The organism is Burkholderia sp. 3C, from assembly GCF_054589155.1.
Map to the genome: position 1 here is coordinate 190,306 of NZ_BAAILN010000030.1, position 14,703 is coordinate 205,008.

The window sequence follows — 14,703 nt, forward strand, 5'->3', positions numbered from 1 at the left end:
CCTGAGTGTGAGGATTGCGCTGCGTGCAGACGACGCGATTCGACCGGCTGCGGCAAGCTCCCGGCGGATTGTACGGAGGCTGCGCGGGCCGATGCAACTAAATTTTCGGTTGGTGAGATTGTTTCTCATAATGCGAAATAATGCTGCGCCGCACCTATGAGGAATGACGCAGGCGCGACAAATTTCGCTTTCAGTTCAACAATGCGGCACACCGTTTTGTCGGCATGGCGCTGCGCTACAATGCGTGCCATGTTGACCGATCGGCTCTTTACTCGCTCGGCGCGAGCGTCCGGTGCCCCGGCCGATTCGCAGCCGTCCCGCTGGCACCACGGACCGTGGTGGTCCAACTCCTATCTATTGACGCCGCTGCTGTCGATCCTGGTGTTTCTGGTGGTGATGAGCCTGATTCTCTGGAGCCTCAACCGCCGCGAGCAGCAGCAGCAGGAAGACACCCTCTACCGCAACGTCGCCTGGGCGCAGCAGCAGATCCGCCTGTCGATGACGAGCGCCCAGGAACAACTGCAGGCGTTCTCGCGCGACCTGGCGCTCGGCCGCATCAATGTCAGCGGCTTCCAGGCCGCGGCCGGCGACGTGATGCAGGCGCACCCCGAAATCCTCTACGTCAACTGGTACATGCCGGCCGGCACGCCGCGCTGGCCCGACATGCAGTTGCCCGCGCTCGGCCAGCGGCTGTCGCGCCCGAACGACGCGCAACTGGCCGAGATCGTGCGCGGCGGCTATGCCGAAGCGCGCGAAACGCGCCGCCAGGCCTACTCGGCGATCGCCTACGACGATTTCGGCAACGGCTTCGTGACGCTGCAAACCCCGGTCACGCGCGACCGCGAATACCTCGGCTCGATCGCCGCCGTGTTCTCGGTCGAGGGCATTCTCAAGCACGACATCCCGCCCGAGCTGTCGGCCAAGTACAAGATCTCGATCACCGACGTCAACAACCGCGAGCTGGCCTCCACCTCCTCGCGCCCGCGCCTGCCGCGCGACGCCCATTACGATCTGCCGCTCGATCCGCCGGGCCAGGGCCTGACGGTACGCGTCTATTCGTACCCGCAGATGACGAACCTGACGAACAACACGCTCGTCTGGCTCGTGGCCGGCCTGTCGTGTTTCGTGTTGTGGAGCCTGTGGAGCCTGTGGAAGCACACACGGCAGCGTTTCGAGGCGCAGCAGGCGCTGTACGCCGAGGCGTTCTTCCGCCGCGCGATGGAAAATTCGGTGCTGATCGGCATGCGCGTGCTCGACATGCACGGCCGCATCACCCACGTGAACCCGGCGTTCTGCCGCATGACCGGCTGGGACGAGGCCGATCTGGTCGGCAAAGTCCCGCCGTTCCCGTACTGGCCGCGCGACGCCTACCCGGAAATGCAACGCCAGGTGGACATGACGCTGCGCGGCAAGGCGCCCTCCTCGGGCTTCGAGCTGCGCGTGCGCCGCAAGGACGGCTCGATGTTCCACGCGCGGCTGTACGTGTCGCCGCTGATCGACAGCTCGGGCCGCCAGACCGGCTGGATGTCGTCGATGACCGACATCACCGAGCCCAAGCGCGCCCGCGAGGAGCTGGCCGCCGCGCACGAACGCTTCACGACGGTGCTCGAAAGCCTCGACGCGGCCGTCTCGGTGCTGGCCGCCGACGAGGCCGAGCTGCTGTTCGCGAACCGCTATTACCGCCACCTGTTCGGCATCCGCCCCGACGGCCACCTCGAACTGTCGGGCGGCGGCTTCGACAGCACCCAGGCGTCCTCCGATTCGATCGACCTGGTTGACGCCTTCGCCGGCCTGCCCGCCACCGCGCTCACCGAAAGCACGGCCGACGCGCAGGAGGTGTACGTCGAAAGCATCCAGAAATGGTTCGAGGTGCGCCGCCAGTACATCCAGTGGGTGGACGGCCACCTCGCGCAGATGCAGATCGCGACCGACATCACCACCCGCAAGAAGGCGCAGGAACTGGCGCACCAGCAGGAAGAAAAGCTGCAGTTCACCAGCCGGCTGATGACGATGGGCGAAATGGCCTCGTCGATCGCCCACGAACTGAACCAGCCGCTCGCCGCGATCAACAATTACTGCTCCGGCACGGTGGCGCTGGTCAAGAGCGGGCGCGGCACCGCCGAAACCCTGCTGCCGGCACTCGAAAAAACCGCCCAGCAAGCGCTGCGTGCAGGCATGATCGTCAAACGCATCCGCGAGTTCGTCAAACGCAGCGAGCCGAAGCGCGAAGCCGCCCGCGTGGCCGATATCGTGGCCGACGCGGTCGGGCTCGCCGAAATCGAGGCACGCAAGCGCCGGATCCGGATCGTCACCGAAATCCGCGCCAGAATGCCTATCATCTATGTCGACCCCGTGCTGATCGAGCAGGTGTTGATGAACCTGATGAAGAACGCGGCCGAGGCGATGGGCGAGGTCAAGGATCCGAACACCGACGGCGTGATTCGCGTGGTCGCCGACATCGAGGCCGGTTTCGTCGACATCCGCGTGATCGACCAGGGCACCGGCGTCGACGAAGCCAGCGCCGAGCGGCTGTTCGAACCGTTCTACAGCACCAAGTCCGACGGCATGGGCATGGGGCTGAACATCTGTCGCTCGATCATCGAGTCGCACCGCGGGCGGCTCTGGGTCGTGAACAATATCGAGGCGGACGGCCGCGTTTCCGGCGCGACGTTCCATTGCAGTCTGCCCATCGGGGCACCCGAGGACCACGGCCGTGGCGGCCTGGCATCACATACTGTTACGGGAGAGATATGAATAGCCCAGTCACCACCCCTCAGGAAACCGTCTTTGTGGTCGACGACGACGAAGCCGTGCGCGATTCGCTGCGCTGGCTGCTGGAGGCAAACGGCTATCGCGTGCAATGCTTCTCGAGCGCCGAGCAGTTTCTCGACGGCTACCAGCCCGCGTTGCAGGCCGGGCAGATCGCCTGCCTGATCCTCGACGTGCGCATGTCCGGCATGAGCGGCCTGGAGTTGCAGGAGCGCCTGATCGCCGACAACGCGGCGCTGCCGATCATCTTCGTGACGGGCCACGGCGACGTGCCGATGGCGGTCTCGACGATGAAAAAGGGCGCGATGGATTTCATCGAGAAGCCGTTCGACGAAGCCGAGCTGCGCAAGCTCGTCGAGCGCATGCTCGACAAGGCCCGCAACGAAAGCAAGAGCGTGCTGGAGCAGCGCGCCGCGACCGAACGCCTGTCGAAGCTGACCGCGCGCGAGCAGCAGGTGCTCGAACGGATCATCGCCGGCCGCCTGAACAAGCAGATCGCCGACGATCTCGGCATCAGCATCAAGACGGTCGAGGCGCACCGCGCCAACATCATGGAAAAGCTCAACGTCAACACGGTCGCCGACCTGTTGCGTCTCGCGCTGTCCAAGAAGCAGGCGTAAGCCTGCGGGGCGGCCCGCGCGGCCGCCCCGCCCTGCTGCACCCTGCCTGCTGCTCGATCAAGCCGCGGCCCCCGCCTGGAGGCCGCGGCTTTGCATTGGGCAGCCGCCTCGTCATGGCGCGCCAGCGCTGCCCGATGTCGGGTATCGACAGGCGATGGGTATAATTCCGTGCCTTGCAGCGGCCGAACCGCGTTCGCCGCGCCCCCGCTTTCCCAATCCGGACCGAATTTCACCATGACAGCCACCCTGATCGACGGCAACGCCCTTTCCAAGACCCTGCGCGCGCAAGCGGGCGAACGCGCCGCGGCCCTGACCGCGCGCGGCCACCGCCCCGGCCTGGCGGTCGTCCTGGTCGGCGACAACCCGGCGAGCGAGGTCTACGTCCGCAACAAGATCAAGGCCTGCCAGGACAACGGCTTCTACTCGAAGAAGGACCTGTTCCCGGCCACGCTGTCCGAAGGCGAACTGCTCGCGCACATCGACGCGCTGAACCGCGACCCGCTGATCCACGGCATCCTCGTGCAACTGCCGCTGCCGGCCCATATCGACAGCCACAAGGTGATCGAGGCGATCGCGCCCGAGAAGGACGTGGACGGCTTCCACGTCGCCAACGCCGGCGCGCTGATGACGGGCAAGCCGCTGTTCCGCCCGTGCACGCCGTACGGCGTCATGAAGATGTTCGAGGCGCACGGCATCGATCTGACCGGCGCCAACGCGGTGGTAATCGGCCGCTCGAACATCGTCGGCAAGCCGATGTCGATGCTGCTGCTCGAAGCCGGCGCGACCGTCACGATCTGCCACAGCAAGACCCGCGACCTCGCCGCCCACACGCGCCAGGCCGACGTGGTGGTGGCCGCGGTCGGCAAGCGCAACGTGCTGACGGCCGACATGATCAAGCCGGGCGCCGTGGTGATCGACGTCGGCATGAACCGCAACGACGAAGGCAAGCTGTGCGGCGACGTCGATTTCGACGGCCTGCGCGAAGTGGCCGGCTTCATCACGCCGGTGCCCGGCGGCGTCGGCCCGATGACGATCACGATGCTGCTGATCAACACGCTCGAAGCCGCCGAACGCGCGGCCGACGCGGCGGCCTGAGCGCCGCGCGCTGTCATAACGTATTGTCTGTACCCGCTTCACGCCTCACCGCCCTTGCGGCCGCGCGCGGATCTTTCCCGCGCGCGGCCCGTCAAAACGCAGCATGCCGGCCGCTTCGGCGGCACGCTGCCTGCCGTTTCCAATCGCCGCGTTAGAAACTTCCGATTGGAAACCGGCAACACCGCCCCAATAATGTCGACATGCCGCGGCCACGCAGCCGCGCCGTTCATTCGCCATCCGACCCCGCAGGGAGCCCCATGTCCGTCAGCGCCAACGCCAATCCGCTTCTCGATTTCTCCGGCCTGCCCCGCTTCGGCGAGATTCGTCCCGACCATGTCACGCCCGCCCTCGACGCGCTGCTCGAGCAAGCCGAGCGCACCGTCGAACACGCGGCCGATCCGGCCACGCCGGCTACCTGGGCCGACGTGGTCGAAGCCGTCGAGCGCGTGACCGAGCCGCTCGGCCGCGCCTGGGGCATCGTCGGCCATCTGAACGCCGTCGCGGACACCCCCGAATTGCGCGCCACCTACGGTGAAAACCTGCCGCGCGTGACCGAGTTCTGGTCGAGCGTCGGCCAGAACCTCGCGCTCTACGAGAAGTACAAGGCGATCGCGGCCGGCGCCGAATACGCCACGCTGTCGGCCGAGCGCCGCAAGATCCTCGACAACTCGCTGCGCGATTTCCGCCTGTCCGGCGCGGAGCTGCCCGAAGATCGCAAGCCGCGCTTCGCCGAGTTGCAGGAGCAGCAGGCCGCGCTGTCGAAGGCGTTCTCCGACCACGTGCTCGACGCGACCAACGGCTATGCGTACTACGCGCAATCCGAAGCCGAACTGGCCGGCCTGCCCGGCGACGCGATCGAAGCCGCCCGCGAAGCGGCGCAGCGCGAAAGCAAGGACGGCTGGAAATTCACGCTGCACTTCCCGTCGTATTTCCCGGTGCTGCAATACTCGGAAAACCGCGCGATGCGCGAGACGATGTACCGCGCCTACGTGACGCGTGCCTCGGAACTCGGCCCGCAATATGGCGGCGGCAAGACCGAATGGGACAACACCAGGATCGTCGCGGAAACACTCGCGTTGCGCCGCGAGGAAGCGCAGATGCTCGGCTACGCGAACTTCGCGGAAGTCTCGCTCGCGCCGAAGATGGCCGAATCGCCGGCCCAGGTCACCGCGTTCCTCGAAGATCTGGCCGTGCGTGCGCGTCCTCACGCGGAGCGCGACTGGGAAGAACTGCGCGCGTTCGCCTCGGGCACGCTCGGCATGAGCGAACTGGCGCCGTGGGATATCGCGTTCGCGGCCGAGAAGCTGCGCGAGCAACGCTACGCGTTCTCGGAAAACGAGGTCAAGCAGTACTTCCCGGAACCGGCCGTGCTGCAGGGTCTGTTCACCGTCACCGAAACGCTGTTCGGCGTGAAGATCCGCCGCGACGACGCGCCGGTCTGGCATCCGGACGTGCGCTTCTTCCGCGTCGAGAACCCGGACGGCACGCTGGTCGCCCAGTTCTACCTCGACCTGTACGCACGCGAAGGCAAGCGCGGCGGCGCCTGGATGGACGACGCGCGCACCCGCGCCAAACGCGCCACGGGCGTGCAGACGCCGGTGGCCTACCTGACCTGCAACTTCTCGGCACCGGTCGGCGGCAAGCCCGCCTGCTTCACGCACGATGAAGTGATCACGCTGTTCCACGAGTTCGGCCACGGCCTGCATCACATGCTGACGCGCGTCGAGGAACTCGGCGTGTCGGGCATCAACGGCGTGGAATGGGATGCGGTGGAACTGCCGTCGCAGTTCATGGAGAACTTCTGCTGGGAATGGGACGTGCTGACCTCGATGTCCTCGCACGTCGAATCGGGCGCGTCGCTGCCGCGCGAGCTGTTCGACAAGATGCTGGCCGCGAAGAACTTCCAGAGCGGCCTCGGCACGCTGCGCCAGATCGTGTTCTCGATGTACGACATGCTGCTGCACATCGATTTCGATCCGGCCGGCACGGTGGGTGCGGTGGAATTCGCGCGCGACATCAACGAGCGCTTCCACGTGATCCCGCAATCGCCGTTCTCGCGCTGGCCGAACACGTTCAGCCATATCTTCGCGGGCGGTTACGCGGCCGGCTACTACAGCTACAAGTGGGCCGAGGTGCTGTCGGCCGATGCGTACGCGGCCTTCGAGGAAGCGGCGAAAGCCGGCGGCACCGTGCTCGATGCGGCCACCGGCACGCGCTACCGCCGCGAGATCCTCGAAGTGGGCGGCAGCCGCCCGGCGATGGAATCGTTCAAGGCGTTCCGCGGCCGCGAGCCGGAAATCGACGCGCTGCTGCGTCACAACGGCATGACGGCGACGGCGCACTGAGGCCGGCACGGCCCCGAACCAGCGGCGCACGACCGACGCGCTGCCGGTGCACGACGGCGCTCACTTCGCGGTGAGCGCCGTTTTTCATTGGCCGCAGCCGGGCGCTCGGCTCAAGGCGCGACGATGCCCTCGCCCGCGTCATCCTCACCGTCGCCGTCCTGGCCGTCGCCTTCATCGTCATCGCCGAACAACGCGATCTGGCCGTGCCGCTCGGCCGTATCCTCATCGACACGCACGCCCACGCCGAGCAGCCGCACCGCCTGCTGCCGCCGCACCAGCCCTTTTTCGAGCAGCGCCACGGCAGTATCGGCGTCGGTCGCCTCGGCCACGCATTCGACCGTGGTGCGCTGGAAATCGGCGAAACGGATCTTCACGAACAGCTTGCGGATCGTGCGCAGCGAATTGGTGCGCGCAATCCGCGCGTCGAGCTGGACCACGAGCTTGCGCAACTCCTCGGCGCATTGCGCGGGCGTGGTCAGATCGCTCACGTAGGTGTTTTCGACGCTGACCGACTTGCGCTCGCGATCGGCATGCACGCGCCGCTCGTCGATGCCGCGCGACAGCTCGAACAGCCGCCGGCCGAACGAGCCGAATTCGCGATGCAGGTCGATCTGCGACCAGCCGCGCAACTGCGCGCAGGTCTCGATGCCGAGCCGCTCCAGCTTCGCGGCGGTCACGCGGCCCACGCCGAACAGCTTGCGCACCGGCAGCGCGGCCACGAACGCGTCGATCTGCGGCGGGCGCACCACGAACAGGCCGTCGGGCTTGTTCCAGTCGGAGGCGATCTTGGCGATGAACTTGTTCGGCGCGACGCCGGCCGAGACGGCCACCCCCACCGTGTCGCGCACGCGCTCGCGAATCTCGCGCGCGATCAGCGTGGCGCTGCCCTGGCAGCGCTCGGCGCGGCTCACGTCGAGGTAGGCCTCGTCGAGCGACAGCGGCTCGACCTCGGGCGTGTAGTCGCGGTAGATATCCATGATGGCGCGCGACGCGATGCGGTATTTCTCCATCGACGGCGGGATGATCAGCAAGCCCGGGCACTTGCGCATGGCCAGCGCCGACGACATCGCCGAATGCACGCCGAAGCGCCGCGCTTCGTAATTGCAGGTGGCGATCACGCCGCGCCGGTCGGGCCGGCCGCCGACCGCGAGCGGCCGGCCGCGCAGCGAGGGATCGTCGCGCATCTCGACCGACGCGTAGAAGCAGTCGCAATCGAGATGGATGATCTTGCGCGCGAACGCCGCCGCACCGCCCGGCGAGGCGGGCGGTGCGGCGGAATCAGCGGAATCGAGGGGCGTGGCGGGCGTATCCAAGGTAGCGATACTGTACAAAAAAACAGTGCCGCCGTGTTGTCGCGTTGCGATTTTGCCTGCGTGGGCAAAACCGGCCGGCGGGGCCGGATCAGCGGTTTATCCGTGCCGAAACGCGGCCAGTTTGGCGGCCAGCCCGAGGAAGAACGCACCGAGCGCCCGGTCGAGCCACGCCGACACGCGGCGGTTGGTGCGCAGGCCCTGCGAGAGCCTGGCGCCGAGCACGATCAGCGGCGGCTCGATCAGCGCCGCCACGGCGATGATCAGCGCGCCGTGCACGCCGAGCTGGAGCGGTACCGGGCCGGCGCCCGCCACCACGAACTGCGGCAGCAGTGCAAGAAAGAAAATCGCCACCTTCGGATTGAGGATGTCGATCAGCACGCCCTGCCGGTAGACCTGCGCGACGGTGCGCGGCGGCAGCGCCGGGATCTCGAGCGCGCCGCCCTTCGAGCGCAGCGACTGGATGCCAAGCCAGGCCAGATAGCCCACGCCGATCCACTTGACGGCCAGAAACAGGCTGGCCGACGCATACAGGATCGCCGACAGCCCCACGGCCGCGCACGCCACATGGAACAGCGCCCCGCTCCATACGCCGAGCATGGCCGCGAAACCGTGCCGCCGGCCATTGCGAACGGTGTGCCCGAGGATGAACGCGATGTCCGGCCCCGGCGCGATATTGAGCAGCACGGCCATGCCGAAAAACGCCATCCAGTGAGCCGGGTCGTAGTGCAGCATGGGAGCCGTCCTTGCGCATGCAAGCGCCGCAGAGTGGTCAGGCCACGAGCATACGGCAGCCGCGCTCGCCCGATCAACCTTCGCCGTCATGGCCCGATCGCTCGATCCGTACCGGCCGTTCCCGCCCCGAACCGTACCGCCACCGCGGCGGCCCGCGACCTATACTCGGCAGCACCTCACGACCCACACGCACGGAGTACGAATGAAGACGATCGGCCTGATCGGCGGCATGAGCTGGGAATCGTCGGCGGAGTATTACCGGCTGATCAATCGCGAATCGAAGGCGCGGCACGGCGGCCATCACAACGCGAAAAGCGTGCTGGTGACGGTCGATTTCGCCGAGATCGAGGCCTTGCAGCGCGAGCAGGACTGGCACGCGCTCGGCGAACGGATGGCCGGCGCGGCGCGCCAGCTTCAGGCGGCCGGCGCGGACCTCATCGTGCTGACCACCAACACCATGCACCGCGTGGCCGAGGCGATCGAGGCGGCCGTCACGCTGCCGTTCCTGCATATCGCCGACCCGACCGGCGCGGCGCTGCAGGCGGCCGGCGTGCGCCGCGTCGCCCTGCTCGGCACGCGCTACACGATGGAACTGCCGTTCTACGCGCAGCGGCTCGCCGAACGTTTCGGCATCGAGGTGCTGACGCCCGATGCCGACGATCGCGAGACAGTACACCGCGTGATCTACGACGAGCTATGCCACGGCCGGATCGAGGCCGCCTCGCGCGCCGCCTACGCGGCCATCATCGGCCGGCTCGCCGAGCGCGGCGCGCAGGCCGTGATCCTCGGCTGCACCGAGATCACGCTGCTGATCGGCGAACAGGATTCGCCGCTGCCCGTCTACGACACGACGGCGCTGCATGCGCACGCCGCCGTGGCGTTCGCGGCGGATTGAGCTACAAGCGGCCCGTGGGCTCGGGCCGCTTGTGACGGCTCAGGGCCGCCCAAGGCCCGCCCGCGTCAGATCCCCGTCATGCCCTGCAGGCTGATCTTCGACTGGGTGTTGGCCGGCTGCTCGCCGAGCTTGGTCAGCGCGCCGTTCGCGCCGATCGCGTACGCGACGATCTTGTCGTCGCCGGCGTAGTCCTGATAGAGGAACTTGCCGTCCGGGCTGACCCACGAATCGTTCGCGAATGCCGACGTTTGCCCCGCAACCGGCGTTTCGGTGGCGATCGACGCGTTCACCAGCGCCATCTTCCCGGTGCTGTCGATCGAGAACAGCGAGATCGCGCCGCTGCCGTTGCCGATGTAGGCGAAGCGGTTGTCCGGCGTCACGGTGATCCAGCACGGCGCGGCCTGGCCGGTCACGGTGATCGGCGAACCGGTCGAGGCGAACGCGCCCGTCGACGACGAGAAGCCGAACGATTCAACGGTGCCGCCCGCTGCATCGGTCACGAAATAGCTCGACGCCAGCGCCCCCGAACCGAAGCGCGCGCCGAACGGGCCGACGCCGATCGAGCTGCTGTCGACCGGCGTGCCGAGCGTGCCGTCGGCCTGCACCGGGAAGGCCAGCAGCATGTTCAGCGGCGCGGTCGGCGTGACGGTGCGCAGGAAGCCGTTGACGATCACGTACTTGCCGTCGGGGCTGACCGACACTTCCGTCGGCAGCGCATCCTGCACCACCACCGCGTACTGGCCGATCGAGGTGAGCTTGCCGTCCGCGCCAAGGCGGTAGGCGCCCAGTTCCTGCGCGCCCTGCTGATGCGTGACGTAGAGCACGCCGTTCGCGAACGCGAGCGAAGTCGGCCGCACGCCGCCCGTGGGCGACACCGCCAGCAAGCTCAGATCGCTTCCCGAAATCGCGAACACGCTGACGGTGTTGTCGCCCGCATTGGCGACGAACAGGCGCGTGCCGTCCGGCGACACCAGGACGCTGTTGTTGCTGGTCAGCGCGTCGGGCGCGACGATGTTGCCCATGAAGTAGTTCACGCCGTTGGTGCCCTTGCCGCCCGTCGCCAGCACGGGCTTGGCGGTCAACGTGCCGTCGGCGTTGCGCACGAAATGCAGCACCGCGTTCTGCGTGTCGTTGGTTTGCGCGAACAGTTGCGCGGTCTTCTGCGGCGCGGGCGCCGGCGTGGACGCGGGTGCCGGCGCGGAGGCCGCGGCCGGCGGCGTGGGGGCGTCGTCGCTGCCGCCGCACGCTGCAAGAATGGCCGTCGTGGTCAGGGCCGTGATCAATTTGAGCTTCATCCGTTTCACCTTGGTCGTCAGTAGTCGGGTTAGCGATCGTTGCTTGCTGGTTTCTCTCGATCGCGCGCCCATCAATTCGGGTAACTGAAGGTTGCGGTTACAACGGATTAAAAAATTTCTGCATGATTTCCCGCTTGCAGGCAGGCATAAACGACGATGCCCGCGGGCCTGGCGGCACCGCGGGCATCGTCGTGCCGTGCGACGGCTTACTTCGACATGGCGTCCTTGCCCATCGAATCCTTGCTCATCGAATCCTTGCTCATGCCGTCCTTGCCCATCGCGTCATGCTTCATCGCGCCCTTGCCCATCGCATCGTGCTTCATCGCACCCTTGCCCATCGCGTCGTGCTTCATCGCGCCGTTGCCCATTGCGTCGTGCGACATCGCATCGTTCGACATTGCGCCGCTTGCTTGCGCGAATGCCGCCGTTGCACCGATGCTCAGCGTTGCCGCCACGATTGCCATTGCCAGTTTCTTCATGATTTGCTCCTTGCCGGGTGAAAAAAAGTCGGTCCTTTCGATGCGGACCTGTTGATGAATCGTTCGCACGCAGCCCGTCAGGACCCGCCGAACCAGTTGTAGCCCTGATCGACCCAATAGCCGCCCGGGTACACATTGGTGACGAAGATCTCGACGATATGCTTCGGGTTCTTGTAGCCCAATTTCGTCGGCATCCTCAGTTTCATCGGATAGCCGTATTTCGCCGGCAACCGTTGACCGTCGTAATCGAAGGCGAGCAGCGTCTGCGGATGCAGCGCGGTGGCCATGTCGATGCTTTCGTAGTAATCGTCCGCGCAGCGAAAGCCCACGTATTTCGCGCTGGTATCGGCGCCGATGCGGCGCAGGAATTCGGAGAACGGCGTGCCGCCCCAGCGGCCGATCGCGCTCCAGCCTTCCACGCAAATATGCCGCGTGATCTGCTCGGCGTGCGGCAGCGCATACAGCTCGGGCAGCGTCCAGGCGCGCTGCCCCGTCACGAGGCCGCTCACCTTCAGGCGGAAATCGCTGCCGTCCACCTCGGGCACGTCATCGATGCCGTAGAACGCGTTGAACGGAAACGGCCGCGTGATCTGCGCCTCGGTATAGGTAGGCGCCAGCGCGCGCGGATCGAACAACGCGGCCTGCACGCGATCGTTGAGCCGCGACACGGCGGAAAGAAAACCGTCCACCGAGGCGTCGTCGCTCAGCGTGCAGCCAGTCAGCATCGACAGGCCGCCCAGCGTCAGCATCCGTTTGCCGAACAGGCGCCGCGAAGGCATCGCGAGTTCGCGCTGCGCATCGGCGAGCACGATCTCGCGGTCGATGCCAGGTTGGGCGGGAAGGTCGTTCCGTTTCATTTCGAAGTCCTGATATCGCTTGGGGCGCGCCGGCTCAACGGCCGCGCAACATGGTCAGCAGCGAGCGCGGCACCAGCGCCACCATCGCCACGTGAACGATCACGAACGCGGCCATCACCGCCATCGCGCAGAAGTGCACCACGCGCGCCGTGTCGTAGCCGCCGAACAGCTCGCGCAGCAGCGGGAATTGCACCGATTTCCAGATTGCCAGCCCCGACAGCACCAGCACGATCAGGTCGACGATCACCCCCACGTAGGCAAACTTCTGCACCGCGTTGTAGTGAGACGGATCGTCGTGCTGAAGCTTGCCGCGCAGCGCCGCGGCCAGGTCGCGCAGCACCGCGCGCGGCGACAGCGGCAGGAAGCGCGCCGAGAAGCGGCCGGTCGCCACGCTCATCGTCAGGTACGTCAGCCCGTTGAACACCAGCAGCCACATCGCCGCGAAATGCCATTGCAGCGCGCCGCCGAGCCAACCGCCGATGGTCCACGACGACGGAAACACGATCGACGGAAACACCGGCGAGGCGTTGTAGATGCGCCAGCCCGACAGCATCATCAGCAACGCGGCCAGCGCGTTGAGCCAATGCGTGACGCGCAGCCAGACCGGATGCGCCGGCCGGGCACGCGGCGCGCCGGCGGGGGCAGCACGGCCGGATCGGGCCGGAGGGGCGGAGCGGGTCGAAAGCAGGGTCATGTCGGGCTCGCACGGCATCGTTCGATGCGCCAGGTTTCATCGTGGGTCGCCTGCTCGTCGAGCAATGCCACCCGTTACGACAAGCAATTCGGCGGCTCGAGCGTGCCGGTTACAGCGCCCTGAAAATATTTTTTGCGGAAGGGGAAATCGGCCCGGCCGGACGGGCGAGGCCGGCAGGCCGCCCAAAAAGGGAGCAAACGAGAAAAGTCGCGCCAGACAAGACGCGAAGCGCGCAACGGCGGGGCGATGCGGCCAGGCCCGGTGCTTGCAGGGGCCACACCGTTCGGCTATTCTAAAACACTTGCTCTAGAATCCTAGCCGTCGCACCCAGGCGCGCGATCCGCGCCGCCCAAGGTCGATGCCAGTCCGGCGATGCGCCCCGCCCGCATCAGCCGCCCCGTCATCACAGGACCACCCTTGTACGCAGCGGAAGACCGCCTGAAAGCGCTGTTCGTCAGCGGCCTCGACGGCAACGCCCAAGACTATCGCGGCTTTCTGCAGGAATTGACGCGTCACCTGCGCGGCTACCTGCGCAAGCGCATTCCCCAGATGCACGACGATGTCGAGGATCTGGTCCAGGAAATCCTGCTCGCCGTGCATCATGCGCGCCACACCTATCGAAGCGACGAACCGCTGACCGCCTGGGTCCACGCGATCGCCCGCTACAAGCTGATGGATTTCTTCCGTTCGCGGTTTCGCCGCGAATCGCTCAACGTGCCGTTCGACGACGATCACGAAGCGATGTTCACCGCGCCCGACGACGAGCCGGCGCAGGCGCGCCACGACCTCGGCAAATTGCTCGAACATCTGCCCGACAAGCAGCGGCTGCCGATCCTGCACGTGAAGCTGCAAGGGCTGTCGGTCACCGAAACGGCGGCGATCACCGGGCTGTCGGAATCCGCCGTGAAAGTGGGCGTGCATCGCGGGCTGAAGGCGCTGGCCGCCAAGATCCGGGGCCAGCGATGATCGATACCGACGACCTGATCGAACTGCTCGCGGCAGGCCTCGTACCCGGCCGCCGCGATCCGATCCCGCGTCACTTCGGCGTCACGCTGCCGCTCGGTTTCGCCGGTTCGCTGCTGCTGACCTGGTTCGTGTTCGGCTGGCGGCACGACCTGGCGCTCGCCACGCATGCCGCGCTGTTCTGGGTCAAGCTGGCGTTTCCGCTCGCGATCGCCGTGATGGCGTTCCTGCTCGTGCAGCGTCTCGGCAGGCCCGGGCTGCGCGGCGGCTACCGCTGGTGGCTGCTCGCCGTACCGTTCCTGGCCGTGTGGATCGGCGGGGCCGCGCTGTTGATCGCCGCCGCGCCCGACGCGCGGCTGCCGATGCTGCTGGGCCACTCGTGGCGCAGTTGCCCGTTCAATATCCTGCTGCTGTCGGTGCCGAGCTTCGCGGCCGTGTTCTGGGCCATGCGCGGCCTTGCCGCCACCCAGCCGCGGCGCGCCGGCGCCGTATCGGGGCTGCTGGCCAGCGCGATCGCGACCGTCGCCTACTGCCTGCATTGCCCGGAGATGAGCCCGGCGTTCTGGGGGGTGTGGTACGTGGCGGGGTTGTTGTTGCCGGCGGCGATCGGCGCCTTGGCCGGGCCGCGCCTGCTGCGCTGGTAGGC

General features: G+C 67.0%; 14 protein-coding genes. 7 read left to right on the top strand and 7 right to left on the bottom strand.

From position 1 onward, the window contains the following. Positions 1–125 precede the first annotated feature (125 nt). On the bottom strand, positions 126–251 hold the full coding sequence (locus ACYP33_RS04930; protein WP_459620074.1) for a hypothetical protein: 126 nt from the start codon (positions 249–251) through the stop codon (positions 126–128). Here ACYP33_RS04930 and fixL point away from each other — a divergent pair. The 4 genes from fixL (at position 250) to ACYP33_RS04950 (ending at position 6,829) form a co-directional block, all read left to right on the top strand. Next, a complete protein-coding gene (fixL, locus tag ACYP33_RS04935) occupies positions 250–2,754 on the top strand; it encodes an oxygen sensor histidine kinase FixL (RefSeq protein WP_414442531.1) in 2,505 nt (834 codons plus the stop codon). The two genes, ACYP33_RS04930 and fixL, sit on opposite strands and share 2 nt — an antisense overlap. After that, a complete protein-coding gene (gene fixJ, locus ACYP33_RS04940; RefSeq protein WP_414442532.1) occupies positions 2,751–3,389 on the top strand; it encodes an oxygen response regulator transcription factor FixJ in 639 nt (212 codons plus the stop codon). The genes fixL and fixJ overlap by 4 nt, the downstream gene beginning before the upstream one ends. Positions 3,390–3,623: 234 nt before the next feature. Beyond that, positions 3,624–4,484 carry a bifunctional methylenetetrahydrofolate dehydrogenase/methenyltetrahydrofolate cyclohydrolase FolD gene (folD, locus tag ACYP33_RS04945; RefSeq protein WP_459620076.1) on the top strand — a complete coding sequence of 287 codons (861 nt, stop codon included), beginning with the start codon at positions 3,624–3,626 and terminating at the stop codon, positions 4,482–4,484. A 257-nt stretch (positions 4,485–4,741) separates the two neighbouring features. Further along, positions 4,742–6,829 (top strand): M3 family metallopeptidase, encoded by a 2,088-nt coding sequence (locus tag ACYP33_RS04950; RefSeq protein ID WP_459620077.1) that lies wholly within the window; start codon positions 4,742–4,744, stop codon positions 6,827–6,829. Positions 6,830–6,939: 110 nt separating this feature from the next. Here ACYP33_RS04950 and dinB read toward each other — a convergent pair whose 3' ends face one another. After that, positions 6,940–8,142 carry a DNA polymerase IV gene (dinB, locus tag ACYP33_RS04955; RefSeq protein WP_459620079.1) on the bottom strand — a complete coding sequence of 401 codons (1,203 nt, stop codon included), beginning with the start codon at positions 8,140–8,142 and terminating at the stop codon, positions 6,940–6,942. A 96-nt stretch (positions 8,143–8,238) separates the two neighbouring features. After that, a complete protein-coding gene (locus ACYP33_RS04960; protein WP_459620081.1) occupies positions 8,239–8,874 on the bottom strand; it encodes a LysE family translocator in 636 nt (211 codons plus the stop codon). A 202-nt stretch (positions 8,875–9,076) separates the two neighbouring features. Between ACYP33_RS04960 and ACYP33_RS04965 the strand changes: the two genes are divergently transcribed. Beyond that, positions 9,077–9,769 (top strand): aspartate/glutamate racemase family protein, encoded by a 693-nt coding sequence (locus ACYP33_RS04965; protein ID WP_459620083.1) that lies wholly within the window; start codon positions 9,077–9,079, stop codon positions 9,767–9,769. Positions 9,770–9,834: 65 nt separating this feature from the next. Here ACYP33_RS04965 and ACYP33_RS04970 read toward each other — a convergent pair whose 3' ends face one another. From ACYP33_RS04970 to ACYP33_RS04985, 4 genes are all read right to left on the bottom strand, one after another. Continuing rightward, on the bottom strand, positions 9,835–11,064 hold the full coding sequence (locus tag ACYP33_RS04970; protein WP_459620085.1) for a lactonase family protein: 1,230 nt from the start codon (positions 11,062–11,064) through the stop codon (positions 9,835–9,837). Between the two features lie 206 nt (positions 11,065–11,270). Continuing rightward, a complete protein-coding gene (locus tag ACYP33_RS04975) occupies positions 11,271–11,612 on the bottom strand; it encodes a pentapeptide MXKDX repeat protein (protein ID WP_459620087.1) in 342 nt (113 codons plus the stop codon). A gap of 8 nt (positions 11,613–11,620) precedes the next feature. Then, positions 11,621–12,400: a molybdopterin-dependent oxidoreductase gene (locus ACYP33_RS04980; RefSeq protein ID WP_414451442.1), complete on the bottom strand. Its 780-nt coding sequence runs from the start codon at positions 12,398–12,400 to the stop codon at positions 11,621–11,623. A gap of 34 nt (positions 12,401–12,434) precedes the next feature. Continuing rightward, positions 12,435–13,094: a cytochrome b/b6 domain-containing protein gene (locus ACYP33_RS04985; RefSeq protein WP_459620089.1), complete on the bottom strand. Its 660-nt coding sequence runs from the start codon at positions 13,092–13,094 to the stop codon at positions 12,435–12,437. Positions 13,095–13,511: 417 nt separating this feature from the next. On the opposite strand from ACYP33_RS04985, the gene ACYP33_RS04990 reads away from it, so the two are divergent. Then, entirely contained in the window at positions 13,512–14,060 is a 549-nt protein-coding gene (locus tag ACYP33_RS04990) for a sigma-70 family RNA polymerase sigma factor (RefSeq protein WP_414451440.1), read from the top strand. Further along, positions 14,060–14,701 carry an NrsF family protein gene (locus ACYP33_RS04995; RefSeq protein WP_414445624.1) on the top strand — a complete coding sequence of 214 codons (642 nt, stop codon included), beginning with the start codon at positions 14,060–14,062 and terminating at the stop codon, positions 14,699–14,701. Before ACYP33_RS04990 ends, ACYP33_RS04995 begins: the two co-directional genes overlap by 1 nt. The last annotated feature ends 2 nt before the right edge of the window (positions 14,702–14,703 follow it).

Coding starts and splice junctions, on each gene's coding strand:
- fixL (WP_414442531.1), top strand. CDS start 250: ATGTTGACCGATCGGCTCTTTACTCGCTCGGCGCGAGCGTCCGGTGCC.
- ACYP33_RS04930 (WP_459620074.1), bottom strand. CDS start 251: ATGGCACGCATTGTAGCGCAGCGCCATGCCGACAAAACGGTGTGCCGC.
- fixJ (WP_414442532.1), top strand. CDS start 2,751: ATGAATAGCCCAGTCACCACCCCTCAGGAAACCGTCTTTGTGGTCGAC.
- folD (WP_459620076.1), top strand. CDS start 3,624: ATGACAGCCACCCTGATCGACGGCAACGCCCTTTCCAAGACCCTGCGC.
- ACYP33_RS04950 (WP_459620077.1), top strand. CDS start 4,742: ATGTCCGTCAGCGCCAACGCCAATCCGCTTCTCGATTTCTCCGGCCTG.
- ACYP33_RS04960 (WP_459620081.1), bottom strand. CDS start 8,874: ATGCTGCACTACGACCCGGCTCACTGGATGGCGTTTTTCGGCATGGCC.
- ACYP33_RS04965 (WP_459620083.1), top strand. CDS start 9,077: ATGAAGACGATCGGCCTGATCGGCGGCATGAGCTGGGAATCGTCGGCG.
- ACYP33_RS04970 (WP_459620085.1), bottom strand. CDS start 11,064: ATGAAGCTCAAATTGATCACGGCCCTGACCACGACGGCCATTCTTGCA.
- ACYP33_RS04980 (WP_414451442.1), bottom strand. CDS start 12,400: ATGAAACGGAACGACCTTCCCGCCCAACCTGGCATCGACCGCGAGATC.
- ACYP33_RS04985 (WP_459620089.1), bottom strand. CDS start 13,094: ATGACCCTGCTTTCGACCCGCTCCGCCCCTCCGGCCCGATCCGGCCGT.